This is a genomic window from Halioglobus sp. Uisw_031 (genome assembly GCF_047729875.1).
Classification (GTDB): domain Bacteria; phylum Pseudomonadota; class Gammaproteobacteria; order Pseudomonadales; family Halieaceae; genus Marimicrobium.
Map to the genome: position 1 here is coordinate 3,215,653 of NZ_CP159826.1, position 23,661 is coordinate 3,239,313.

A 23,661-nucleotide genomic window follows, 5' to 3' on the forward strand; every position below is an offset into this window, starting at 1 on the left:
CGGAGCCAACGATACAACACATTCCCTCAAAAGCAAGCTTCCGCGTTCTTCGGGAGGTTGAAATTCCGACTGTTTCAAATATACTAATGATCTCGCTGCAAATAAAATTTTTTGAGCCATGTTAGAAGCTAAGCAAAAAAATCGGGGCGCGGTCAGATGGCATCATCAATCGCCAACGCCTCAGATGTCACGAGGACGATTGTTAGCGATAACTGCTGCCATTGCGATTGTGTCAGGGGTGACGTTCAAGTCACTGACCGACTTTAACGGCGGAGGAGAGTCTGCCCAACTTGAGACGCCATTAGAAAGCACACAACAACTGGAAACACTTCACGGTGCAGCTCCAAATTCGGCCCACGAAAAAACGGCCGAATTGTCCGCACCAGCAGCGCCGTCCTGGCGCGAGAAAATCGTAAAACAGGGTGAAACCCTCTCGCAAATATTACAGCGGGCCGGCTACAGCAATCAGGAAATCCATAACATAACAAGCCAGCCACAAGACGGCAAATCTCTAGTCCGAATCCTTCCAGGTCAAACTATTGCCTTTAAGCCTGACGACTCCGGCGAACTTGTGGGGCTTCGCCATATTAAGTCTCCACTGGAATCGGTGACCTACTTGCGCACTAACGCTGGCTTTGTGAGCCAGACTGTACTTCGCTCTCCAAAGTCCCGGGAAACTTGGGCGACCGGCATCATCGACTCATCTCTATTTCTTGCAGGAGAAAAAGCAGGCCTGTCTCAACGTATGATTTTAGACATGGCCAATATTTTTGGCGGCGTTATCGATTTCGCGCTCGACACTCGCAAAGGCGATACAGTGCAATTGGTTTACGAGGAGCTTTTTCTGGATGACAAAAAATTCAAAGACGGTGAAATTATTGCTGCTTCATTCACTAACCAAGGTGAAACATTTAATGCCTTTCGCTACACAGATGTGAACGCGGATACCAATTATTACAATGAAGACGGGGTCAGCATGCGCAAAGCCTTCCTCATGGCACCCCTTGATTTTACCCGGGTCAGCTCAAACTTTAACATGCGCCGCCTGCACCCTATCTACAAGACAGTACGCCCACATAGAGGAACCGATTATGCTGCCCCCACTGGTACGCCGGTTTATGCCGCTGGGGATGGACGTGTAGTCCAAGCGGGCTACACCCGTGCTAACGGTAACTATGTTTTCGTCAGGCACGGGGACAAGTACGTTACCAGATATCTCCACCTGCATAAGCGTAGAGTGAAATCAGGACAGAGCGTCTCGCAGGGTCAGGTGCTGGGAACCGTAGGCTCTACTGGCGCGGCCACTGGCCCGCATCTTCATTATGAGTTCCTCGTGAATGGCAAGCATCGCAACCCTCGCACCGTGTATAAGGATTTGCCCAAAGCCAGCGCTCTTCCAGAAAACGAAATGGCGGATTTCCGTCAGACTATCAAGAAAGCGAACACGCAGCTTGCCATTCTGAACGCCAACAATAATATGGCAATGTACAATTCCTCCAGCTCTAACGACGCTCTCAACTAACTTGAGCGCCAGCGATCCGCTTTATGTCGGCTTAATGTCCGGCACCAGCGTGGATGCTATAGACTGCGCTCTGGTGCGCTGTCACGGTGATCAGGTGGTGGTTATTGCAACTCATGAGCACGCTATTCCCCCGCAAGTTAAAAGCCAGATCGCAGCGATAAGCCACTCTGGTCCAGACGAAATCGAACGAATGGGAGTGCTCGACCGAGCGCTCGGGCTACTGTTCGCAAAAGCCACAATGCAACTACTGGACTTAGCCAACAAGCAGCCTGAAGACATCAAAGCGATTGGAAGCCACGGACAGACCATCCGTCATCGGCCGCCGTCCGCCGCTGTCAGCGGCGAGACGAGCTTCAGCCTGCAGATCGGTGACCCCAACACTATTGCCGAAAAAACAGGCATAACCACCATTGCAGACTTTCGGCGCAGGGATATTGCCGCAGGCGGGGAAGGCGCGCCACTCGCGCCAGCGTTCCATGCGGCAGCCTTCGCAAAACCCGGTGTCGGTCGCGCTGTCGTTAATATCGGTGGCATTGCAAACGCTTCTATTCTCGATGGCAGCGAGTTGCTGATGGGATTCGATACCGGCCCGGGGAATACCCTGCTAGATCACTGGATCGCGCGTCACCGTGAAAAACCTTATGACCATGATGGCCGGTGGTCTTCGGCCGGGCAGGTCCACCAAGTACTATTGGACAAACTGTTGGCTCATAGCTATTTCAGTAAAACGGGGGCTCGCAGTACGGGCAAAGAGGCATTCAACCTCGCTTGGCTTGACAGTCAATTAGCTGAGCTCGATCCCATCACCGCAACGGACGTGCAAACCACCCTGATGGAATTCACCTGCATCAGTATTACCAGAGCAATCAGAAGCTGTCCGCTGAAGGTTTCCGAAGTGTATATTTGCGGCGGCGGCAGCCATAACTCACATCTGATGCAGCGTCTGACACAGTGCCTAGCACCCGCAACGTTAGCTAACACTTTAGCCATCGGAATGGACCCGGACTGGGTAGAAGCCGTGACTTTTGCCTGGCTTGCCAGCCGCACTCTCGAGGGCCTAAGCGGCAATTCTCCGGCGGTGACAGGGGCCAGCGGGGCGAGAATATTAGGGGGTATCTACCTGAGCGGGATCTAAAATGCTAGACCGAAAAGGATGAGCCACAGCCACACGTGGCCGTGGCGTTAGGATTGCTAACGACAAAACGCGAGCCTTCTAATCCCTCGGTGTAATCGACTACCGATCCAGTAAGGTATTGTAAACTCATGGGATCCACGAGCAGGGTAACGCCATCTGCTTCTAGAGCCGTGTCGTCATCCGCGCTGAGTTCATCGAAGGTAAAACCATACTGAAAGCCAGAACAGCCACCGCCGGTAATGAACACGCGCAGCTTGAGCTGGTCATTTTCTTCTTCTGCCACCAAGTCACGTACTTTTTGTATGGCACGAGCGGAGAGGTTTATGCTCGACGGATTGAATGTTTCAGCGACAGACATCAGTATTTTCCAAAGCCGGTAAAGACCGCTTCATAGTATTACGGGGTATTATTATGTTAATTCCGAGTAAATTAGTCAACTTTAGTCGTGAAGCTCTGATTCGACAACAATAAGAAGCGCACTATTCGATGCACTGGCGGCCTCGTTACTCCCCAATATTGATGAATTGCTTTTGCAACACCCAGGGAAAATCTTCCCTGACTTTTATTTTACGTGGCTTACTGACATCCGCCGCCACAATTAACCGGATGGGTTCAAAGCCTTTTGGCAGTGTCAGGACGCCTTCTACAGCCTGAAAATATCGGAAATACAGCGGCATAGCCCCATCGTCAGTCTCTTCTGACAACTGCGGCAACGCGTAGCTGACCTCCTTTTCCCCCTCGAATCCAAGCACCTGCAATGATAAGGTTCCCTCGACCGTCTCGTGTGTGCGAGATTGATGCTGAACAAAGATACGGTATTCGATGCGGTTCGGGGACCCACCTGCCACTAATTCAGGATCACGCAGGCTTAGGCCGGTGGTGTCGCTCTCGGATACCATCAGGCTTCGGAAGAACTGTAAGCCTTCTTCGAGGCTTGCGGTCAGCTCCTTTTGGGCAACCATCTCACTACGCACCAGCTCCAGAGCCCGACTATCGACATGACTTCGGGTACGCTGCGCCTGAATATCGCCGCGCACAACAGTGAGTTTTTCGCGCAGGGCTGACAGCTCCAATTGTGCGCTGTCTGGCCCGTGCCGAGGACTGACGCCCATCTCCTTGTGAGCCATGACCCAACCTATATAAATGCCTGCTAATAGCGCCAGGGCAAGAAGTAGCAGTGATAGGAGGACCGCATTTAGTCCAGGTTGGCTAAAAAAGCGGGTGATCATAAAGACGTCTTGCTCATCTGCCAGCGGGATCTCAGGGCAACAGGCCAATCTGATGCAAGCCTGCCTTCTCATTCAGACCGAGCATGATATTCATATTTTGAACAGCCTGCCCAGACGCACCCTTAACCAGATTATCTATGGTTACCATGACCACCACTGTGCTCCTATCTTGCGGCACCGCTACCGAAATCTGGCACCTGTTTGCGCCTTTTACCGTACGTGTTTGCGGGAAGATACCCGCTGGCATTACATCGACAAACGGCTCTTGGGCATACCAATCTTCATACAGCGCCTGCAGGTCTTCAGCCTCGCCTCGCAATTGCGCAAACAATGTCGAGTGAATACCGCGCACGATCGGCAACAGGTGCGGCACAAAGGTTACATGGGCCTGTTGCGCGGCAATATCCGACAAACCCTGTTCGATCTCCGGAAGATGACGGTGCCCATTCACCCCGTAAGCCTTGAAACTGTCTGCCGTCTCACTGAGTAAATTGTCAATATTGGCCTGACGTCCAGCACCGCTAACGCCCGATGCTGAGCTCGCAATAAGGTGTTGGGTATCCACCAAGCCGCGCGCCAACAGCGGCATAAAGCCCAATTGCACCGACGTCGGGTAACAGCCCGGGCAAGCCACCAGACGGGCGGCTGCGATCTTCTCACGGTTAAGCTCCGGCAAGCCGTATACCGCTTCGGCCAGCAGCTCGGGACTCGCATGCGCTTCACCGTACCATTGGGACCACAAACCAGCATCTCGAATACGATAATCTGCCGATAAATCCACAACTCTGGCGCCAGCAGCCAGCAATTCCGGCACCAGATTCATAGCAACATTATGTGGCGTAGCGAAAAAGACTATATCGCAAGCCCCCAGTGTCCCCACATCAGGCTCCTGAAAAATCAGATCATAGTATCCACGCAGGTTAGGAAACAAATCATCGACCCGTCGACCACACTCCGCACGTGAGGTTATGACGACCACCTCTGCCTCGTCATGCGTGGCTAACAGGCGCAGCAACTCAACCCCTGTATAACCAGTACCTCCAACTATGCCCACCTTCACCATGTCTCTATCCACACTCGTCCTAGGGTAACTTCGCCGACCCGCTTCGCAGGTCGAGTAACGCAAAGGGCTATCTATCGAGCCCAAAACGGCAGGCCAATAGTATAAAAGTAATACGCTGCAAGATAACTGGTAATATTCTCCTTTTGACAAACACTAAAGTTCAACGGTGCGCCATTTTCTGAACCCGTACAGACGATTGCTGAACAATGACGACTCTATTATGGCCTGTTCCGGGCGCGTGAGCGCCTGATGGCACGCGATCTGCCTAACCCGCTACCGGCACTGGCCGAAATCCGACGCTGGACTTTTGCCCCTGCCCCAATGCAAGCTACCGTGCGTCAGGCTATGGACATTAGGCGCACAAACACCGCAGAGGCCGTTTGTATCGATGAACGCAGTCCTAATACTAGCAAGCAGATATTGCATGATCTCTTAACCCGAGAGAATATCGAGAAATTCTCGCTGGCAAGTATGCTCTAATAGCTTAAACACTGTGTTACAGACGAGGTAACAAAATGCTGTGGCTGAAGGCCTTCCATATCATATTCGTTGTGTGCTGGTTCGCAGGTCTTTTTTACCTGCCCCGAATCTTTGTGTACTACGCTGCCAGTGAGCAGCAGGCGGTGCGCGAACAACTCGCCGTTATGGCCCGCAAACTGTACCGCTTTGTCACTCCTTTTATGGTGATTGCCGTCGCCCTAGGCATTGTCATGATCGCGATGAACCCGGATTATTACTTGGCCGCCCGCTGGATGTGGCTGAAGCTCGGCGGTGTCGCCTGTCTCATTGTTTATCACATTATCTGTGGCCGCTATGTCCGAGCGATAAACGACCACCGCAACCAACATAATCATGTGTTCTACCGCTTTTTTAATGAGGTTCCGGTACTCTTCCTCTTCGCCATCGTGATCCTGGCGATAGTGAAGCCCTTTTGAGGGCACTGGATATTTCGCGCTACAGCATTGATAATTTCGACCCAGCCAGCACTCCGCGTGAGCGGATTTTTCCACGAATAGGACAACCATGAACACTTCGAAACAATTATTTAAACGTGCACAAAAATATATCCCAGGCGGGGTTAACTCGCCCGTACGAGCCTTCAAGGCCGTTGGCGGCACCCCGGTGTTTGTTGATCGCAGTGAGGGGCCATACATTTTTGACTGTGAGGGTAAACGCTATATCGATTATGTTTTATCCTGGGGTCCCATGCTGATGGGGCACAATCACCCCGCAGTGCGTGAAGCGGTTATACGGCAATGTGAAAAAGGGCTTAGTTTTGGCACTCCCACAGAGCTGGAAATAGAGCTGGCAGAAAGAATTTGCAACATAATGCCTGGGATGGACATGGTCCGCATGGTGAATTCAGGCACCGAAGCCACCATGAGCGCCATTCGTCTCGCGCGTGGCTTTACCGGCCGGGACACCATCGTCAAATTTGAGGGTTGCTATCACGGACACTCTGACTCTCTGCTGGTGAAGGCAGGCTCTGGCGCACTCACCTTAGGCGTACCCAGTTCTCCCGGCGTTCCCGCCGTGCTGGCTGATCTCACTCTTACCCTGACCTATAACGATATCGACGGCTTGCGCCAAGCATTCGCCGAACACGGAGAGCGCATTGCCTGTGCCATTGTGGAACCTGTGACCGGCAATATGAACTGTATACCGCCCGCACCGGGGTTCCTGGAAGCACTGCGCTCCGTTTGCACAGACAGCGGAGCGGTGCTCATACTGGATGAAGTCATGACCGGCTTTCGTTTTGGCTTGCAGGGCGCTCAAGGCTACTATGGTATCGAAGCCGACATAACTGCGCTGGGCAAGGTTATCGGTGGAGGTATGCCCGTGGGTGCCTTTGGCGGCAAGCGTGAAATCATGGAGCAGATTGCGCCGCTTGGTCCGGTGTATCAGGCGGGAACGCTGTCAGGCAACCCCATTGCAATGACCGCTGGGCTGGCTACCTTGGATATCATCTCCCAACCGGGATTCTACCAGCCTGTTTTCGAGCGCACGACGCGCTTATGCGAGGGCCTCAGTCAAGCGGCCGCTGCAGCGGGTGTTCCGTATACCACCAACCACGCTGGCACCATGTTTGGTGGTTTCTTTACCAGCGTGTCGAGCGTCACTAATTACCAACAAGTCATGGCCTGTGACAGTGCAGCGTTCAATCGATTTTTCCATCAGATGCTGGAACAAGGTGTGTATCTTGCCCCTGCACCCTACGAGGCAGGTTTTATGTCCAGTGCTCATAGTGATGATGACATTGCTCAAACTATTGATATAGCCAGAGCTGCCTTTGCCAGTCTTTAACTGAGGATTATCCTATGGTATTCAGCACACAGCGCGGTATGTTCCCTCAGAGTCGTATGCGCCGCCTAAGAGCCAATGAGTTTTCACGTCGGCTGGTACGAGAAAACACGCTTAGCCCGGCAGACCTGATTTTTCCGGTTTTCGTCGTCGACGGTAGTAATCAACGTGAGGCTATCGCTTCTATGCCGGGCATAGAGCGACTGAGTATCGACTTGCTGGTGAAACAGGCCAAGATCGTGCAGCAAATGGGTATTCCCGCCATTGCGCTATTCCCTGTCGTCGCCGCCGAACAAAAAACCTTGCTGGCAGAGGAAGCGTTTAACCCCGACGGCTTGGTCCAACGCGCGGTGCGCGCGCTAAAAGATGCGTTGCCGGAGCTGGGCGTGATCACTGATGTGGCGCTGGATCCCTTCACTACCCATGGACAGGACGGCATCATCGACGCCAGCGGATACGTGTTAAATGATGTCACCACCGAAGTACTGGTGAAACAGGCACTGTCCCACGCTGCAGCAGGCGCTGATGTGGTAGCACCCTCGGACATGATGGACGGCCGCATTGGTGCCATCCGACAAGATCTGGAACGAGCCAGTTTCCACAACACTTTGATTATGGCTTACTCCGCTAAGTATGCTTCTGCGTATTATGGCCCCTTTCGCGATGCCGTCGGCTCAAGCAGCACTATAAAAGGGGGAAACAAGTTCAGCTACCAGATGGACCCCGCCAACAGTAACGAGGCATTACACGAATGTGCGCTGGATCTCTTTGAGGGTGCAGACATGATCATGGTAAAACCGGGCATGCCCTATCTGGACATCGTACGCCGAGTGAAGGACGAGCTGCAGGCGCCCACGTTTGCGTATCAGGTCAGTGGTGAATATGCCATGCAAGTAGCCGCCTTCGAGCGCGGCTGGCTACCTCGTGAGGCGGTAATACTGGAATCTCTGGTGGCCTTCAAACGTGCGGGCTGTGATGGAATTCTCACCTACTTTGCGCTCGAAGCTGCTCAGGCACTAAGCTAGCCTGCTAGAGCCCTATTGTGCGCTTTCGTTTGTCCTTGTGCTTTATTCTCACGCTGCTAAGTCCATCAGGCTATGCGCAATGCGACTGTCTTTGGCAAGGCTCTTTTAGTGACATTCAAGCCGACACTGATCACATGGTAGATTCTGTGTAAGGTAAAAAAATAACGAGTCTCTTGTGCAGGCCAGCAAGAAAGATTCGGCATTGCGCAAGTTGATACTTGATACACGCTCTTTCCTGAGAAACAACAATTAGTCTGTATATTATGGTATTGTACGCGCGAATTTGCGTCCTCAGGTACTGCTAATGTCCCCGCTCCAGCCCCCTTCGGACAGTACATTTGAAGCTGAAGTTGGAGCAGGCCAGCGCTTTCGGTTTGGTCGCAACTGGAAGCGCTTTCTCAAAAACGTCAACGAAGAGCAGATTGAGGAAGCCAGGTTGCGACTGGCTCAGTTTCTGGGGGATGACCTTAACGGTCGCGATTTCCTGGATATTGGTAGTGGTAGCGGGCTCCATAGTCTTGCGGCTCGGCGGATGGGCGCAAGAGTGACATCATTTGATTTTGACCCGGACTCAGTCGCGGCGACATCATTTACCAAGGCGCATTTTGCGTCAGAGGATACTGAATGGGCGATCGGTGGTGGGTCGGTATTGGACACAGCTTACCTGAGCCAGCTGGGGCAATATGATATCGTATATTCATGGGGCGTCCTGCATCATACAGGCGCTATGTGGGAAGCCTTAGAGAACACCAAGCCCCTGTTGAAACCTGGTGGTCTACTCTACATCGCCATCTACAACGATCGTGGCGAAACCAGCCAGATGTGGCTCAAGCGCAAGCAGCGTTACTGCAGCTTGCCAAAGATACTGAAGCCGTTTTATTTCCTGTCCATTTACGGGCCCCATGAAATCAAGAAAATGTTCAAATCCATCAAGAAGGGCAAATTCTCTGAATATTTTGCAAGCTGGACCGCCTACAAACGCGAACGTGGTATGACGCGTGTGTACGATATGATTGATTGGCTGGGCGGGTTGCCCTACGAGTTTGCTTCGGTAGCAGCGTTAACTGATTTCTATGAGAAGGATGGGTTCAAGCTCGAGAAGTTGATCGAAAATTCCAATACCGGTTGTCACGAGTTATTGTTTCGCCGTTCCGCCTGAATGTTTCCTTCCCCGGGGGTTATCATTCGACGGGCTGCGCTCTCCACCACGATTGAAACATAAGCACTAACCATTACAGTTCAGAGTGATTGGCCCAGCCGTAAGGCCATTATTTGAGACAAACGTTGTCTGCATGCGGTATAAATACGGCAAATGAACAACAAAACTCTAATACAATCTAAACGCTCATTCCTATCGACGCTCAACAAGCTTCCAGATTGGCTGTTCCGCTTGTGTACCAGAAGCTCTGTTTACGACGAGTTGAACGAGGAGCATTATCGCCAGCGTATACTCGTGATGATCAGCTGTTTTTGGTTATTATCATCGGTCTTTTTCAGTGTTCTGACTCCCCTGCTTATCAAGCTTGATTTTCGCGGCCAAATGGTTGCACAGGCCTTATTTTTTAGCACTATATTCGGCGTCGTCATCAGCATGTTGGTTTTGCGCTTTACCGGCAATCGAATCAAAGCGCTCAACGTTATGCTTTTGATTTATACCAGCGCTTTTACTATCGCATGCCTTATCTTTGGCGGCTCACAATCCCCCACTTATCCACTTCTCATACTGGCACCGGCGATAGCTGCCATCGCTGGCAGCATTGTCATCAGCGCATGCTGGGGATTACTTGTCGTAATCATCTGGGCGGGCGTATTTATAGCGGAGAGTAATGGTATCCCATACACACAAATCATTGCGCCTGAGAGTCGGAGCCTAGCCACGCTATTGGCCTGCTCAGCGCTAGCTATTGCTGTAGTCAGCGTGATCATTATTTACGCGGAGATGAACAAGGCACTAAGACTCAGCCTGCAGAACACTAACTTAGAGCTGGAGCACTTATCGTCCCACGACCAGTTGACCCAGTTGCCCAATCGCAGAGTCTATAACGAACGCATAGAGAACGCCCTACACCGTGCGGTCCAGCGTGGCGGCATGGTAAGCCTATTGTTTATAGACCTGAATGGCTTCAAGAAAGTTAACGATACCTACGGCCACGGGACGGGCGACAAACTTCTGGTCGCCACTGCCCTGCGCATCCGCAATAGTCTTCGTGAAACCGACCTGGTAGCGCGTCTAGGTGGCGATGAATTCGTCGTCGTGGTCGAAGATGTAAAGTCAGTGGACGAAATTACACGCCTCGCCCACAAGCTGTCACAGGCTATTGAGCAGAAACTGAGCATTCGCCAGCAGTCATTGAAGTTCAGCGCTGGTATTGGCGTAGCGACCTTCCCTCTTGACGGACGTCAAAAACAAGAACTGGAAGAAAAAGCAGACAGAGCCATGTACCTGGCGAAAAATCGAGGTGTACCGGTAGCGCTTGCGAGTGAGGAATTCACCAGCGCGCCCTAGCCCGTCAAAGCGTCAGTGGAACGAGTCGAAAGAGCGAGTCGTTCGGCAGACATTACCTGCGGCGCCAACCTAGACGTCTGGGATTCCTGCCCTCCACAAGATCCAACAATTCATCCAGCATCATCAGTGACAAGCCCCAGATACAACGACCTTGGTAGCGGTAGCAAGGGAGAGATATTCCAGCGCCCCTGTAAGTCCAGGTCATTTCTTCTCTATTACCGGCATCAACCAGAAACTCTAAGGGAATCCAAATCACTTCTGCCACCTCGTAATTCGTCGTAAACATCACCTCTCGATCCAAACGAAACACAAATGGACTGACCGCCATACCCAGCGCACCCCGGTGAGGTTTGGCATTGAGCTCCGACAGGCGCCCAATACACTCGTCCTGAGGGCCCAGCGTCAAACCCACCTCTTCCGCGGTCTCACGGGTTGCCACCGCATAACCGTTAATATCCGTTTTATCCATGCGACCGCCAGGAAAAGCCATATGCCCTGACCAAGGATCACCCTCCCGCTCCGCCCTTTTGATCATCAGAATATGCAGCTTGCTGTCCCGTATTTGAAGTATCATGGCAACCGCTGAGCGCTTCATTAACCGACGCAACCGGTTTCTTCTAGGATTGTGATCGCCGAGACGTGTTTCGATAATTTGTAGCAATGATGCCGACACTTTAGACTCTTTCCCTTATAGCGCATGAAGACTATAGGATTAAGCCAGCCGTGCGCCGGCATGACAAGCGGTCACGACAATTTATAGCGCGAGGTAAATAATGGTTGGCCAAAAATTGCCTACAGAAGGCCTGCTGGAGTTACGTAACATCAGTCTAGTCTATCGCGCTCTGCCCGCGCTGTGTAACGTCCACTGGCGCATAACGCCGGGCCAGCAATGGGCCTGCCTTGGCCCCAATGGGGCCGGCAAGACCAGTATCGCCAACATTATCAGCCGACAGGCCACACATTTCTCGGGTGAACTGTTGCGCTCACCTGAGCTGGAAAAAAGCGGTGTTGCCTACGTCTGTTTCGAACAGGCTAAAGCCCTGTGCGAGCGGGATAAAAAAAGGGATGACTCAGAGTTTCGAGCTGACGCCAGCGACCCAGGGACTGCTGTGCAATCACTGATCCTCAACGGGAAAGAACCGCATGAACAATTTCAGTACTGGGTAGAGCGCCTGAACATGGGACATTTCCTGCATCGCGGTCTGCGCTTTATTTCAACCGGCGAGATGCGCAAGGCGCTTTTAGTCAAGGCAATCTTGAGCCAACCGGGCCTACTTATCCTCGATAGTCCGCTCGACGGACTAGACCTCTCCAGCCAAGAGGAAATGCAAATAATCATCAATGAACTACTGCAATCACACATCACTGTGTTGATGCTGTGCAGGCAAATGGAGGATGTGCCCACAGGCATTACCCATGTCCTCGTTCTCGATAATGGAGAAGTACTGGGGTGTGACAACAGAGAAAATATTTTTGCCAACACAGCCGTACAGGCGCGAATGTACCCACCGCTACCAAACCTCGGAACACTGCCCCCAGCTGCCCCACGCGCCTATGCACTGCCCATTGGCAAGCCTCTGCTGGTGCTTAGAAATGTGGCGGTACACTACGGTGATCTGACCGTACTGCACAATGTCGACTGGACCCTGAATCTTGGCACTCACTGCTGTATTTCAGGCCCCAATGGTTGCGGCAAAACTACCCTGTTAAGCCTTATCACCGGGGATAACCACAAGGCATACGGACAAGATATCACCCTGTTTGGTGTGAAGAGAGGCAGCGGTGAAAGTGTGTGGGATATTAAACAAAAATTTGGTCAGTTGGACACCCAACTGCAACTGAGTTTTTCGCGCGGTATGCGCGTAGTGGAAGTGGTGGTGTCGGGGTTTTTCGACACTATTGGCCTGTATGACGAATGGGGTGACACGCAACGCAATGGTGCCCAACAGTGGCTATGCGCATTAGGAATGGCCGACTACCTGCACGAAAATTTTGACGCGCTGTCCTTCGGTTTGCAACGCATGGTGTTACTCGCCCGAGCCATGGTGAAATCTCCCATCATCCTGATACTGGATGAACCCACTCTGGGACTCGATGGCCATCATCGCAAACTGATGCTGCGGGCCATTGATCACATTGCGCGCAATAGCGACACACAGATTATTTTTGTCAGTCACTCGGCTGGAGAGACACCGGACTGCATCAATCAACACCTAAGCTTTGAGCCATCCGATGATGGCTTTGAATTAGTGTGTCGCCACTTACCTGCGGACGATACTGCTCCGATAAATTCGAAAACAATAATCCGATAAAATTCCACTCATCAGAAGCAAGCGCCTTCAACGGGTATAACCGCGCAGGGCATCGCATTGGGTCTTTCCGCTGCAGTATAACAGCCCACGTTCAGCAGTAGCCCTTGCCTGTATATCATCACCCTTGGCACTGTGGGTCTTAGCCATGCCCAAATACACTTCAGCACTGTCTGGATCTATCCGCTGCGCCCGCTCGAGCAGTGCCATCGCCTGCTCATAATCGCCGCTATTGGTGGCCTGATCCGCTTTCGCAAGTAGCGGCGTCCAGGCAGTGCTAGCGGAGGGTGTAGCGGAGCGAAACGGAACGTCCGGCACCCGAGCATCAGGAGTCACCACCGTATGCTGTGGCGCTTTTTTCACTGGCACAGACCCACTTTCCGGAAGCGTTGAGCAAGCGGGCACCACCGCAAAAAAACTCAGCGCTGCAATTCGAAACACTAATTGGAAAAACACGGCTAACCACCTCCTCCAAACAACGACTCGAACCAATTCTTAATGCCCGACCCGGGCTTCGGTCCGGATTGACGTGGCGAACAATTAGTACGCTGAGTCGGCTCAGAACCTATGATGAAAGGCAGCATACGAGAATTTGGACAACCGTCACCTGTCAGGTAACCGTTGCGGTTATCAATCCACTGGGGCTGAATGCCATCAGGCATACGATAGGCCAGCGGCTGTTTGCTGGCGCTAGCCATAAAATGAGCCCACACCTTTAACGCACCACTGCCACCGGTCAGCTTGGTAGCACCATTGTCATCGCGTCCTACCCAGCTGACAGCAAGTAGATCGCCAGAAAAACCCGCAAACCAGGAATCACGACCGTCATTGGTTGTGCCGGTCTTGCCAGCCACCGCAAAGTTCTCCGGCAAGTAGCGATAAACGCCGCGCCCGGTTCCCTCACGCACCACCGCCCGCAGCGCATAATGCAGCAAATGTACGGATTGGATGCTCGCAGTGCGGTCATATTCTAGCGCGTACCGTTTCAGAGATGTGCCATTAGCGTCAACGATATCCCGAATGCTACGCAGTGGCATGCGAAACCCGCCAGCCGCTATCGATTGGTACATCGCCGCCATGTCCATAGGCGAATATTCGCCCGCACCCAATAACAGTGCAGGTACTCGTGGAACACCTTGCTCAACTCCGAGCCGTGCCAGCATATCAATGACAGAATCTAGGCCCAACTCCATACCCAAACGTGCGCTGGCGAGGTTGTAGGATTTTGCCAGAGCCTGATAGAGCAGCACATCTCCATGGGGCTGAAGATCAAAGTTCTTCGGTTGCCACGACTTCGCTCCTCCGAGCTTAACGGTCAAAGGAGCATCTGACAGTCGTGTTGCCAACGAGTATTCGCTTGGACGTTCCAGTGCTACGAGGTAAGTCGCGGGCTTGAGTAGGGAGCCCGCTGGCCGTCGGACGTCCAGTGCGCGGTTAAAGCCAGCGAAACGTGGCTTACGACCCCCACTAAGAGCGGCCACTTCTCCCGTGTCAAAACGAGTAACAACCGTGGCGCTTTGCAATTCGTCGCGCGGATCAAGTTGATCCATCACCATCGTTGTGCTGCTTTCCAACTTGCGCTGCAGCAGTGGGTCAAAGCTGGTAAAGATACTGAGTCCCTGCGTGGTGAGATCTTCGTCTCTATAATCACGGCGCAGCTGCCGGCGCACCAAGTCCAGAAAAGCTGGAAACGAATCTCGAATCCGACGTTTTTTATTCAGCCCCAGTGGCATGGCGCGGGCCACTGTGGCCTGCTCCGGTGAAATCACGCCTTGAGCCGCCATGAGTTCCAGCACCAGATTCCGTCGCTCCAGAGCTCTCTTGGGGTTGCGCTGTGGATTATAAAGAGAGGGACCCTTAATCATTCCAATCATCAGGGCCTGCTCATGCAACCCCAGCCGTTCCAGTGGCTTGTCAAAATAATGTTGCGAGGCGAGTGCAAAGCCATGAACAGAGTGACGTCCTTCCTGACCCAGGTACACCTCGTTGATATAGCTTTCCAGTATCTGGTCTTTGTCGTAATGCAGTTCGAGGAGCACCGCCATCACAAGTTCTGTCAGCTTACGCACGATAGTGCGTTCGGACGTGAGGTAATAATTTTTCACCAGCTGCTGGGTGATGGTGCTCCCTCCAGCAACCACCTGACCCGAACGCAAGTTACTCAACGCTGCCCGCGAGATGCCCACAATTGAAAAACCCCAGTGCTGGTTGAAGTCGCGGTCTTCTACTGCCATCAGCCCCTGGCGCAGGCTCAGAGGAACATCATCCAAGCGTGCCAGAACCCGGTCTTCCCCATGCTGAGGATAAATCCCGCCGATTCTCACTGGCTCCAGCCGCATAAGGTCGATACCCCCGCCACTGGCTGACAAACTTTTAACCCGGTCGCCACTGAACTCAATCAGTACACGCCGGCCCGGTTCTCGCTCATCAGGAAAATCAAAGCCGCGCGTATAGATTTCAAAGCGATTCCGGAAACGTGACACCTCCCCACGATTGCGTGCTGACGTCACCGAGCGATACCCCAAAACGTCCAACTCGTAAGACAGATCGTCCGGCGACAGAGGAGCACCGGCAAACAATTCCAGCGGGCGGGCGTACACCTTAGCCGGCAGATCCCACATCTTGTCATTAAAGGTCGCCGTGATACGGGCGTCGAGATAAATCACAAATAGCCCCCCTACGACGAAGGAGACAAGAGCAAGTTTAAGCAATAGATGGCTGGTGCGAAGCATAGGGTTCGAGTTTACACCAGCTACTGGGGAAATCGGATTGTCTTTGCTATTGTTTTCATCGGCAACGCGCTAACGCTAATGAGCTGTATTGTGATCTAGCACTTTTATTCGACTGGCAAATCAGGATAATGGGACGATCTTTTAAACCTGACAGGCGAAGCGAATAATGAAGAAATATGTGGCATACGGCATCGGTGCAGCGCTGGTAGATACCGAGATCAAGGTGCAGGACGCCGAGCTAGCGCAGATGAATGTTGAGAAAGGTTTGATGACGCTGGTCGATGAAGATCGCCGACGCGAGCTACTCGACCATCTTAAGGGCCACCTCATTAAAGCCAACCACGCCAGCGGTGGCAGTGCCGGTAACTCGATGATTGCTACCGCACAATTCGGCGGACCCACTTTTATGTCCTGCAAAGTGGCCAATGACAGCGACGGTGATATCTACATTGCCGATCTGGAAGCTGCCGGTGTAGACCACTGCCTAAAAGGCGAGCGCACCGCCGGCACTACCGGTAAATGCTTGGTATTGATAACCCCCGATGCTGAACGCAGTATGAACACCTTCCTGGGCATCAGCGAAACTCTGTCGATCGAGCAGCTGGATGCCGGGGCAATTGCCGCCTCCGAATATGTGTATCTGGAAGGATATCTCGTGACATCTCCAACTGGCCGCGCAGCAGCAATCAAGGCGAGAGAAATCGCCGAGGCAGCCGGCGTGAAAACCGCTCTGAGCTTTTCCGATCCCGGTATGGTGGAATTTTTCCGTGATGGCATGACTGAAATAATTGGCGACCGCCTAAACCTGGTCTTCTGTAATGAAGACGAAGCCCTGGGCTGGGCCCAAAGCGATAGCCTGGATGTTGCGGTAGAGCGACTAAAAGCGATTGCCGATACCTTTGTCATCACACGGGGAAGTGACGGGGCGCTAACGTTTGATGGTACCGCACTGGTCGAAATCCCCGCACATAAAGTGCATGCCGTGGACACCAACGGTGCGGGCGACATGTTCGCAGGTGCATTCCTCTACGCGATAACCAAAGGGGAGGACTTTCCTACAGCAGGTCGCTTCGCCAGCTTGGCAGCGGGAAAGGTTGTCGCCAACTATGGCCCTCGACTGCCCGCAGAAGATTATCGGGCGCTGCGCAGCGAGTTTTTTGGCTAACACTGGAGTCCGGTCTGTTTTGATTACAATAGGCCGATTTATTTGTCCGTCAGGGCGCGAAAAGAACTCCCGACAAAGCCCAGAATACCATCCGCCACGGGCGCTAACTGTCTATCGACATAGTGTTGATAGTCCGGTCGTGCTGCGCGAGAAACCCTTCAAATGTCTGTGCCGTCACATTACACACTCAGTTTCAGTGTGATAGGGCTGGGCTTGCGCCTCGCGGTGGCTTAAGCTATCGACTGATAAAATAATATAGCCCATCGCTTGCGCGAGCAGGCATTCATCAACAAGGTAACCCCATGGACAAGCCCGTTATAAAAAAAGACCCGTTATACCAACTACTTCGGACTGAAGACATTAAGCGTTTCAATGAACAGCGCGACCAATTAGACACCAGCGAATTGAAAAACGGGGACTATCGCGGTCGCGACTTACGTAACATGGAGGCTCAGGGATTAGACTTCAGCAATTCCTACTTTCGTAATGCCGACATAAGCGGCATTGACTTTCGAAACACTAACTTAGAAGGTGCCAGTTTGCTCGATGCCAAGCTGTCTGGGACCTACTTTCCAGCGGCGCTAAGCGCGCAGGAGATCCGTCTGTCGCTGGACACCGGAACCCGTCTGCGCTACACCATGGACTGAGTGGTTAACCTTGAGACAGCAAGTCACGCAGGTCTACAATCGCTGCATTGGCACGGCTGAGATAGGATGCCATCACTAATGAGTGATTCGCCAATGGCCCAAACCCACTTCCGTTAAGTATCATTGGGCTCCACACGGTTCCCTGTGTGCCTTCGAGTTCGCGAATGATTTGCTGCAAACTCACCTGAGCATTCTTTTTGGCCAGTACGTCAGCGAAATCCACCTCCACCGCTTTTAGAAAAAGGATCAGTGCCCAGGCTGTCCCCCGAGCCTCGTAGAACACATCGTCAATCTCGCTCCAAGGTGTACGCACCTCTTGCTCTGCCGGAGTCTCAGTTGACTGAGCGGCCTCGGCATCACCCGCAAGATCGGTATTCAATCTCGACTTGCCCACACTGGCGCTAAGACGCTGAGAAAGACTGCCCAGCCGACTATCGACGGCGGACAAGTAATAGCGCAGGCTATCTGAGCGGGCATAAAACTGTGCGCCCGGCGCGCTTTTTTCAGACAAACGATCAAAATATTCACGCGCATATTCCAGTCCATCGCGATACTCGGACTCAGAAGAAGGCAGGATCCAGCTATCGGAATTAAAGTTAAAGCGCGGCTCCATCTCCACCAGATCTACGTCTTCTGTTGACTGCGATTGCGAGCGGCTGAACACCTCTCGCAGGGCACGGGACATATCGCGCACCTGAATCAGCACGCCGTACTCCCAGTTCGGCATATTGTCTAGCCAAACCCCCGGTGGAAACTTGTCATTGTGGGTATAGCCACCGGGCTTATCTAGCAGCGTCTGCACCACCCCGATCAGAGCGCCCGTGGTAACCGAGCCGGTGACCACAGTACCTCCGTCTTCAGCCGCCAACGCTTGCGCCTTAGCCCGCACGTCAAAAGGCTTGGGCTCAATACTCCAATACATACCCAGTAGGACCGCCCCCAACAAGTAAAGACAGATTACAATGACTATAGTTTTGCCTAGCCCTTCTTGCGGAAGATAATTATCGCGCCATCCGGCCAATTTTTCAGTGACTGTATTCATTAGATTACTCGATTAGTGGTGGTGTTGACTGTTTTGCGAATCCGACGCGTCACGACTTTTGCGCACGTCAGCCGAAGTACAGACCTCGCTCTGGGAGGACAGCTGCAAGCATAGCTGCACCGTGTCGCCCGTCACCGGCATTGTCTCCAACCCCAGCAGCATTAGGTGGGTGCCGCCGGGCGCCAGCGCCAAACGTTCTCCCGGTGCCACCTCTAGACTCTGTAACTGCTCCATGCGCATAAGCCCGTCAGCGCTGCGCGTGGTATGTATTTCTACCTTGTCTGCCACGTCTGCACTAGCACTTTCAACCACCACCACTACCTCGCCTCGGTTGACCAACGTAAGGTAGGCTGCTGTATTGGGCTGTCCAGAGGGCAGAGCCCTGACCCATGCATTCTCTATATCCAGCATGATATTTTGGTCTGCCTGTTCTTCCGCCACCGCTAACGACATAATACCGACCAGCAATACGGCTATTCCTATTTTAATCATCTTCAGACCCCCAGATTTGAAACTATCTCGCTGTCCCAGCGTCCAAGCATTGTATCACTGCTGATATGATTGATGCTCATACTCTGGGCTAACGTTATAAAGTCTTGGTACAATTCGTTTCTGATAAACACAGACAATGCCGCGGGTGGCACTGTTTCTATCCAGGAGTTGGTATGCGTGCCCTGCTCGCAAGTTTTCTAATACTCATCAGCGGTGCTTGTTACGCAGAAGACTTCGGTGCCGCGAATCAGGGCCTATCGGGCGCGAAGATGGCACCCGAATTCCTCCCGGTTGAGCAAGCGTATCAACTGGAAGTTGAGATAATCGATACGCAAAATATACGTGTTTACTGGCAAATCGCCCCCAATTACTACCTTTACCAGCACCGCTTCGACTTTAATCTGGAAAACGACCAAGGCGCTGTCGACCTTATCGCCGACATGCCAGCGGCCCTGAGCCGCAACGACGAGTACTTCGGCGAAGTACAGGTTTACTACCACAACGCCGATATCAACTTACAAGTACAGCAGGTCATCGAACGAGGCACCTTGTCGGTGACCTCACAGGGGTGTGCAGACGCCGGCCTGTGCTACCCACCCTACAACCAGAACTATGACCTGGACTTCAGCACCGGCACCGTAACGCCAGTGACGTTGCCCAACAAAGAGACGCAAACAGTGGGTGCCTCAACACTGGTCACCACAACGCAGGAATCCTCCACCGGCGACGGGCTGCTATACATGCTGCTGCTGGCCTTTGCGGGTGGTGCCATTCTCAATCTAATGCCCTGTGTGTTTCCTATACTGTCTCTAAAAGTATTGAGTTTCGCCCGCAGCACAGACCATGACCGGCACCTGCACAGCTGGATCTACACCGCAGGAGTGATTAGTAGCTTCGTTTTTGTAGCGGCATTGCTGCTTGCGCTGCAGCAGGCTGGAAGTGCAATCGGCTGGGGTTTCCAACTCCAATCACCGGCCTTTGTGATTGCTTTGGCATACCTATTCATCGCTATGGGCCTGTCCCTATCAGGTATGGTGGAAATGGGGAGCAACCTCATGAACACCGGCAGTGGGCTGGCGAATCGAGGCGGACTCAGCGGCAGCTTCTTTACCGGCGTGCTCGCTGTAATAGTAGCCAGCCCCTGCACCGCGCCGTTTATGGGGACAGCCCTGGGATTTGCCGTTAGTCAGCCGCCACAGATAGGCTTACTGGTCTTTGCCGCTCTAGGCGCCGGTATGGCGGCCCCTCTGCTACTTTTCAGCTACAGCGGAGCGGCACGTGCACTGATGCCGAAACCCGGAGCTTGGATGGATACACTCAAGCAGTTACTGGCTTTTCCACTCTACGCGACCGCTATTTGGTTGTTGTGGGTGGCGGGCAGACAAACCGGGGTAAACACCATGACAGCGGCGCTCAGTGGCGCACTCATGCTGGCCCTTGGACTTTGGCTGTGGCAGCACAGTTGGTGGCGCAAAGTGCTGGCGCTGGCCTGTCTGGCCGCCGCAGTCAGTCTGGGCTCAATGCGGGACCTGGATGTCCGCAGCAGTGATGCAGCGCAACTTTCGCAGGGAAAACTCGCCTGGTCAGAGCCGGCAGTGGCTGCGCAGCGTAATGCTGGGAATCCGGTATTCGTGGACGTTACAGCCGACTGGTGCATCACCTGCATTGCTAATGAGACGGCTGTCCTACTCACAGACGACATGGCGCAAGCCTTTGCTGACTACGGAGTGATCTATATGGTTGCCGACTGGACTAACCGGAACGCCGACATCGCCGCCCTGCTGAAAAAATATAAACGTAACGGCATTCCCTTGTACCTCATGTATGCCGCTGATATAACAGAAGCACCACTGATTCTGCCTCAAATATTGACCGAACAGACCGTACTGGACGCGTTACAAGCCGTATCAAAGAAGAACTCGGATATTAGCGTCGTTTTTTAAGATAATAGCGATATTTCTATTGCTTCAAACAGATAAACATTAGCACAGTAAATACCGCTCCAGTGCGAGGGACTGAAAGAGAAAAACCGTCTAACGTCTTCAATTCGGCAGCTAAAAGTAGACAAAAGTCGCATAAACAGGAAAACTCGTAGACAGTTTCGATAAATTACGCCAGACTTTAAACAAATCGAGCCCTCACTGGAGAGAGCCATCCAAATGGCGAGTATTCTAGTACTGCACGGCCCCAACCTGAACCTATTGGGAGGTCGTGAACCTGATATCTATGGGACCACCGCCCTGACCGACATCGATCTACGCCTCGAGCAACTCGCGCACGCGCGCGGCCATCGGCTATTGTCAATGCAAAGCAATGCCGAATACGAACTGGTCGAGCGGGTTCAGGCTGCACGTCAAGAGGGCGTCGACTTTATCCTAATCAACCCTGCCGCCTTCACCCACACTAGCGTTGCACTGCGGGACGCACTGGCAGCAGTGGATATCCCCTTTATTGAGATCCATCTATCCAACACCCACGCCAGGGAGACGTTTCGGCAGCATTCCTACTTTTCCGATATCGCACAAGGGGTGATCTGCGGATTAGGTGCTCAGGGCTATGAGCTCGGATTACAAGCCGCTTTAACACAGCTGGAACAACCCTAAATTTTATCGAAGAGATTGCACTATGGACATTCGCAAAGTCAAAAAACTGATCGAATTGCTGGAAGAGTCCAACATTGACGAGATCGAAATTAAAGAAGGCGAGGAGTCAGTGCGCATCAGCCGCAATGGCGCCAAAGCTCTGGCAATGGCAGCACAAGCGGCTCCAGCTTACGCTCCGCCAGTGTATGCTCCGCCAGTTTATGCTGCTCCAGCACCAGCCCAGCAGGCACCCGTTGCGCCACCAGCACCTGCACCTGCTGCCATCAGTGCCGGCCATATGCTCACATCACCGATGGTAGGCACCTTTTACCGCTCACCCTCACCCACCTCAGCGTCTTTTGTTGAAGTGGGTCAGACAGTCAAGGTCGGCGACATCGTTTGCATTGTCGAGGCAATGAAGATGATGAACCAGATCGAGGCGGACAAAGCGGGTACCGTCGAGGCTATTCTGGTTGAAAGCGGCGAACCGGTCGAGTTCGACCAGCCTCTGTTCTGCATCGTGTAAGTCCAGCTAGACCAGCGACAAGCAAAGGAACAAAGCATGCCCATATTGGAAAAAGTACTCATCGCAAACCGTGGTGAGATAGCGCTGCGCATCCTGCGAGCCTGTAAGGAACTGGAAATCCAGACAGTGGCCGTGCATTCCAAGGCGGACCGGGAGCTCAAGCACGTACTGCTGGCAGACGAAGCCGTCTGTATCGGGCCCGCATCGTCTGCCGAGAGCTACCTCAATGTCCCCGCGATTATTAGTGCTGCGGAGGTCACACGAGCAACCGCTATCCACCCTGGATACGGATTCCTGGCAGAAAATGCTGATTTTGCTGATCAAGTAGAGAAAAGTGGTTTCATATTTATTGGCCCTACGGCTGACACAATCAGACTCATGGGAGACAAAGTTTCCGCCATTCAGGCGATGAAACAGGCAGGAGTTCCCACCGTGCCTGGCTCTGATGGGCCACTGACAGAGGACACTGCACACAGTCTTGAGGTTGCGCAGCGCATAGGTTATCCGGTTATTATCAAAGCTGCCGCCGGCGGTGGCGGTCGCGGGATGCGTGTTGTGCACAGTGCAGAGGGGCTACTCAGCTCAATACAGCTCACTCAAGCCGAGGCGGCGGCGGCATTCGGCTCTGATGTCGTCTACCTAGAAAAATTTCTGCAAACACCGCGCCATGTTGAGATTCAAGTACTGGCCGATGGCCAGGGTAACGCCATCCATTTGGGTGACCGGGACTGCTCATTGCAGCGTCGGCACCAGAAAGTAATGGAGGAAGCGCCCGCGCCCGCAATCCCGCAGGACGCGCGCGATGCAGTGGCCCAGTCGTGCATTAAAGCCTGCATTGATATCGGCTACCGCGGTGCCGGCACCTTTGAATTTCTGTATGAAGGGGGGGACTTCTACTTTATTGAAATGAACACGCGGGTTCAGGTTGAGCACCCCGTTACGGAGATGATCACCGGCGTGGATATCGTTCAGGAACAACTGCGCATCGCCAGCGGCCTGCCGCTATCACTCAAGCAGAGCGAGGTTCAATTTCGTGGGCACGCCTTTGAGTGTCGCATCAATGCAGAAGACGCAAAGACCTTCATGCCATGCCCGGGTATGGTAACGACGTTTCATGCACCCGGCGGCCCCGGCGTGAGAGTGGACTCGCACCTTTACGATGGCTACACCGTGCCGCCTTATTATGACTCCCTGATTGCCAAGATAATTTCCTACGGTGAAAACCGAGACATTGCACTGGCTAGAATGCGCGTGGCACTAGACGAACTGGTGGTAGAGGGTATCCACACGAATACACCATTGCATAGAGACTTAGTGCGCGATGCAGCATTCAAGACAGGGGGAGTGAGCATTCACTACCTTGAAAGCAAGCTAGCACAGTAGAT

General features: G+C 53.0%; 23 protein-coding genes. 15 read left to right on the plus strand and 8 right to left on the minus strand.

From position 1 onward, the window contains the following. Positions 1-199 precede the first annotated feature (199 nt). Positions 200-1,522 (plus strand): peptidoglycan DD-metalloendopeptidase family protein, encoded by a 1,323-nt coding sequence (locus tag ABXT62_RS14540; protein ID WP_415355999.1) that lies wholly within the window; start codon positions 200-202, stop codon positions 1,520-1,522. 1 nt (position 1,523) lies between these two features. Beyond that, complete coding sequence (locus ABXT62_RS14545; RefSeq protein ID WP_415356000.1) at positions 1,524-2,657, plus strand: anhydro-N-acetylmuramic acid kinase; 1,134 nt, start codon at positions 1,524-1,526, stop codon at positions 2,655-2,657. 4 nt (positions 2,658-2,661) lie between these two features. On the opposite strand, the gene erpA is transcribed toward ABXT62_RS14545, so the two are convergent. The 3 genes from erpA to argC all read right to left on the minus strand — a co-directional run bounded on the left by erpA (position 2,662) and on the right by argC (position 4,949). Continuing rightward, positions 2,662-3,015 (minus strand): iron-sulfur cluster insertion protein ErpA, encoded by a 354-nt coding sequence (gene erpA / locus ABXT62_RS14550; protein ID WP_415356001.1) that lies wholly within the window; start codon positions 3,013-3,015, stop codon positions 2,662-2,664. A 145-nt stretch (positions 3,016-3,160) separates the two neighbouring features. Continuing rightward, the gene (locus ABXT62_RS14555; RefSeq protein ID WP_415356002.1) at positions 3,161-3,886 is read right to left on the minus strand and encodes a DUF6776 family protein; all 726 of its coding nucleotides are present in this window, start codon (positions 3,884-3,886) and stop codon (positions 3,161-3,163) included. A gap of 31 nt (positions 3,887-3,917) precedes the next feature. Beyond that, entirely contained in the window at positions 3,918-4,949 is a 1,032-nt protein-coding gene (gene argC, locus ABXT62_RS14560) for an N-acetyl-gamma-glutamyl-phosphate reductase (RefSeq protein WP_415358223.1), read from the minus strand. A 249-nt stretch (positions 4,950-5,198) separates the two neighbouring features. Between argC and ABXT62_RS14565 the strand changes: the two genes are divergently transcribed. The 6 genes from ABXT62_RS14565 to ABXT62_RS14590 all read left to right on the plus strand — a co-directional run bounded on the left by ABXT62_RS14565 (position 5,199) and on the right by ABXT62_RS14590 (position 10,781). Continuing rightward, entirely contained in the window at positions 5,199-5,429 is a 231-nt protein-coding gene (locus tag ABXT62_RS14565) for a hypothetical protein (RefSeq protein WP_415356003.1), read from the plus strand. A gap of 35 nt (positions 5,430-5,464) precedes the next feature. Next, positions 5,465-5,884, plus strand: coding sequence for a CopD family protein (locus ABXT62_RS14570; protein ID WP_415356004.1), 420 nt, complete (start codon positions 5,465-5,467; stop codon positions 5,882-5,884). Positions 5,885-5,972: 88 nt separating this feature from the next. After that, complete coding sequence (gene hemL / locus ABXT62_RS14575) at positions 5,973-7,253, plus strand: glutamate-1-semialdehyde 2,1-aminomutase (RefSeq protein WP_415356005.1); 1,281 nt, start codon at positions 5,973-5,975, stop codon at positions 7,251-7,253. 14 nt (positions 7,254-7,267) lie between these two features. Continuing rightward, a complete protein-coding gene (gene hemB / locus ABXT62_RS14580; RefSeq protein ID WP_415356006.1) occupies positions 7,268-8,275 on the plus strand; it encodes a porphobilinogen synthase in 1,008 nt (335 codons plus the stop codon). A gap of 304 nt (positions 8,276-8,579) precedes the next feature. Further along, complete coding sequence (locus tag ABXT62_RS14585) at positions 8,580-9,434, plus strand: class I SAM-dependent methyltransferase (RefSeq protein WP_415356007.1); 855 nt, start codon at positions 8,580-8,582, stop codon at positions 9,432-9,434. A 153-nt stretch (positions 9,435-9,587) separates the two neighbouring features. Beyond that, entirely contained in the window at positions 9,588-10,781 is a 1,194-nt protein-coding gene (locus tag ABXT62_RS14590) for a diguanylate cyclase domain-containing protein (RefSeq protein ID WP_415356008.1), read from the plus strand. 52 nt (positions 10,782-10,833) lie between these two features. On the opposite strand, the gene ABXT62_RS14595 is transcribed toward ABXT62_RS14590, so the two are convergent. After that, positions 10,834-11,454 carry an NUDIX hydrolase gene (locus tag ABXT62_RS14595; protein ID WP_415356009.1) on the minus strand — a complete coding sequence of 207 codons (621 nt, stop codon included), beginning with the start codon at positions 11,452-11,454 and terminating at the stop codon, positions 10,834-10,836. A gap of 100 nt (positions 11,455-11,554) precedes the next feature. On the opposite strand from ABXT62_RS14595, the gene ABXT62_RS14600 reads away from it, so the two are divergent. Next, a complete protein-coding gene (locus ABXT62_RS14600; RefSeq protein WP_415356010.1) occupies positions 11,555-13,093 on the plus strand; it encodes an ATP-binding cassette domain-containing protein in 1,539 nt (512 codons plus the stop codon). 27 nt (positions 13,094-13,120) lie between these two features. On the opposite strand, the gene ABXT62_RS14605 is transcribed toward ABXT62_RS14600, so the two are convergent. Both ABXT62_RS14605 and mrcB read right to left on the minus strand, forming a co-directional pair. Further along, positions 13,121-13,546: a tetratricopeptide repeat protein gene (locus ABXT62_RS14605; protein WP_415356011.1), complete on the minus strand. Its 426-nt coding sequence runs from the start codon at positions 13,544-13,546 to the stop codon at positions 13,121-13,123. 2 nt (positions 13,547-13,548) lie between these two features. Beyond that, positions 13,549-15,822: a penicillin-binding protein 1B gene (gene mrcB, locus ABXT62_RS14610; RefSeq protein ID WP_415356012.1), complete on the minus strand. Its 2,274-nt coding sequence runs from the start codon at positions 15,820-15,822 to the stop codon at positions 13,549-13,551. 166 nt (positions 15,823-15,988) lie between these two features. Here mrcB and ABXT62_RS14615 point away from each other — a divergent pair, with 166 nt between their 5' ends. Together ABXT62_RS14615 and ABXT62_RS14620 are read left to right on the plus strand one after the other, a co-directional pair. Next, positions 15,989-16,987, plus strand: coding sequence for an adenosine kinase (locus ABXT62_RS14615; RefSeq protein ID WP_415356013.1), 999 nt, complete (start codon positions 15,989-15,991; stop codon positions 16,985-16,987). Positions 16,988-17,289: 302 nt separating this feature from the next. Next, the gene (locus tag ABXT62_RS14620) at positions 17,290-17,634 is read left to right on the plus strand and encodes a pentapeptide repeat-containing protein (protein WP_415356014.1); all 345 of its coding nucleotides are present in this window, start codon (positions 17,290-17,292) and stop codon (positions 17,632-17,634) included. Between the two features lie 4 nt (positions 17,635-17,638). Here the strand turns inward: ABXT62_RS14620 and ABXT62_RS14625 are convergent, their stop codons facing one another. Then, on the minus strand, positions 17,639-18,676 hold the full coding sequence (locus ABXT62_RS14625) for a DUF2333 family protein (RefSeq protein WP_415356015.1): 1,038 nt from the start codon (positions 18,674-18,676) through the stop codon (positions 17,639-17,641). Positions 18,677-18,688: 12 nt separating this feature from the next. Then, positions 18,689-19,168 carry a copper chaperone PCu(A)C gene (locus ABXT62_RS14630; RefSeq protein ID WP_415356016.1) on the minus strand — a complete coding sequence of 160 codons (480 nt, stop codon included), beginning with the start codon at positions 19,166-19,168 and terminating at the stop codon, positions 18,689-18,691. 173 nt (positions 19,169-19,341) lie between these two features. Here ABXT62_RS14630 and ABXT62_RS14635 point away from each other — a divergent pair, with 173 nt between their 5' ends. The 4 genes from ABXT62_RS14635 to accC all read left to right on the plus strand — a co-directional run bounded on the left by ABXT62_RS14635 (position 19,342) and on the right by accC (position 23,659). Next, on the plus strand, positions 19,342-21,111 hold the full coding sequence (locus ABXT62_RS14635) for a protein-disulfide reductase DsbD family protein (protein ID WP_415356017.1): 1,770 nt from the start codon (positions 19,342-19,344) through the stop codon (positions 21,109-21,111). Positions 21,112-21,327: 216 nt separating this feature from the next. Then, entirely contained in the window at positions 21,328-21,771 is a 444-nt protein-coding gene (gene aroQ / locus ABXT62_RS14640; RefSeq protein WP_415356018.1) for a type II 3-dehydroquinate dehydratase, read from the plus strand. A gap of 22 nt (positions 21,772-21,793) precedes the next feature. After that, positions 21,794-22,276 (plus strand): acetyl-CoA carboxylase biotin carboxyl carrier protein, encoded by a 483-nt coding sequence (gene accB, locus ABXT62_RS14645; protein ID WP_415356019.1) that lies wholly within the window; start codon positions 21,794-21,796, stop codon positions 22,274-22,276. Positions 22,277-22,318: 42 nt separating this feature from the next. Then, on the plus strand, positions 22,319-23,659 hold the full coding sequence (gene accC, locus ABXT62_RS14650) for an acetyl-CoA carboxylase biotin carboxylase subunit (RefSeq protein ID WP_415358224.1): 1,341 nt from the start codon (positions 22,319-22,321) through the stop codon (positions 23,657-23,659). Positions 23,660-23,661 lie beyond the last annotated feature (2 nt).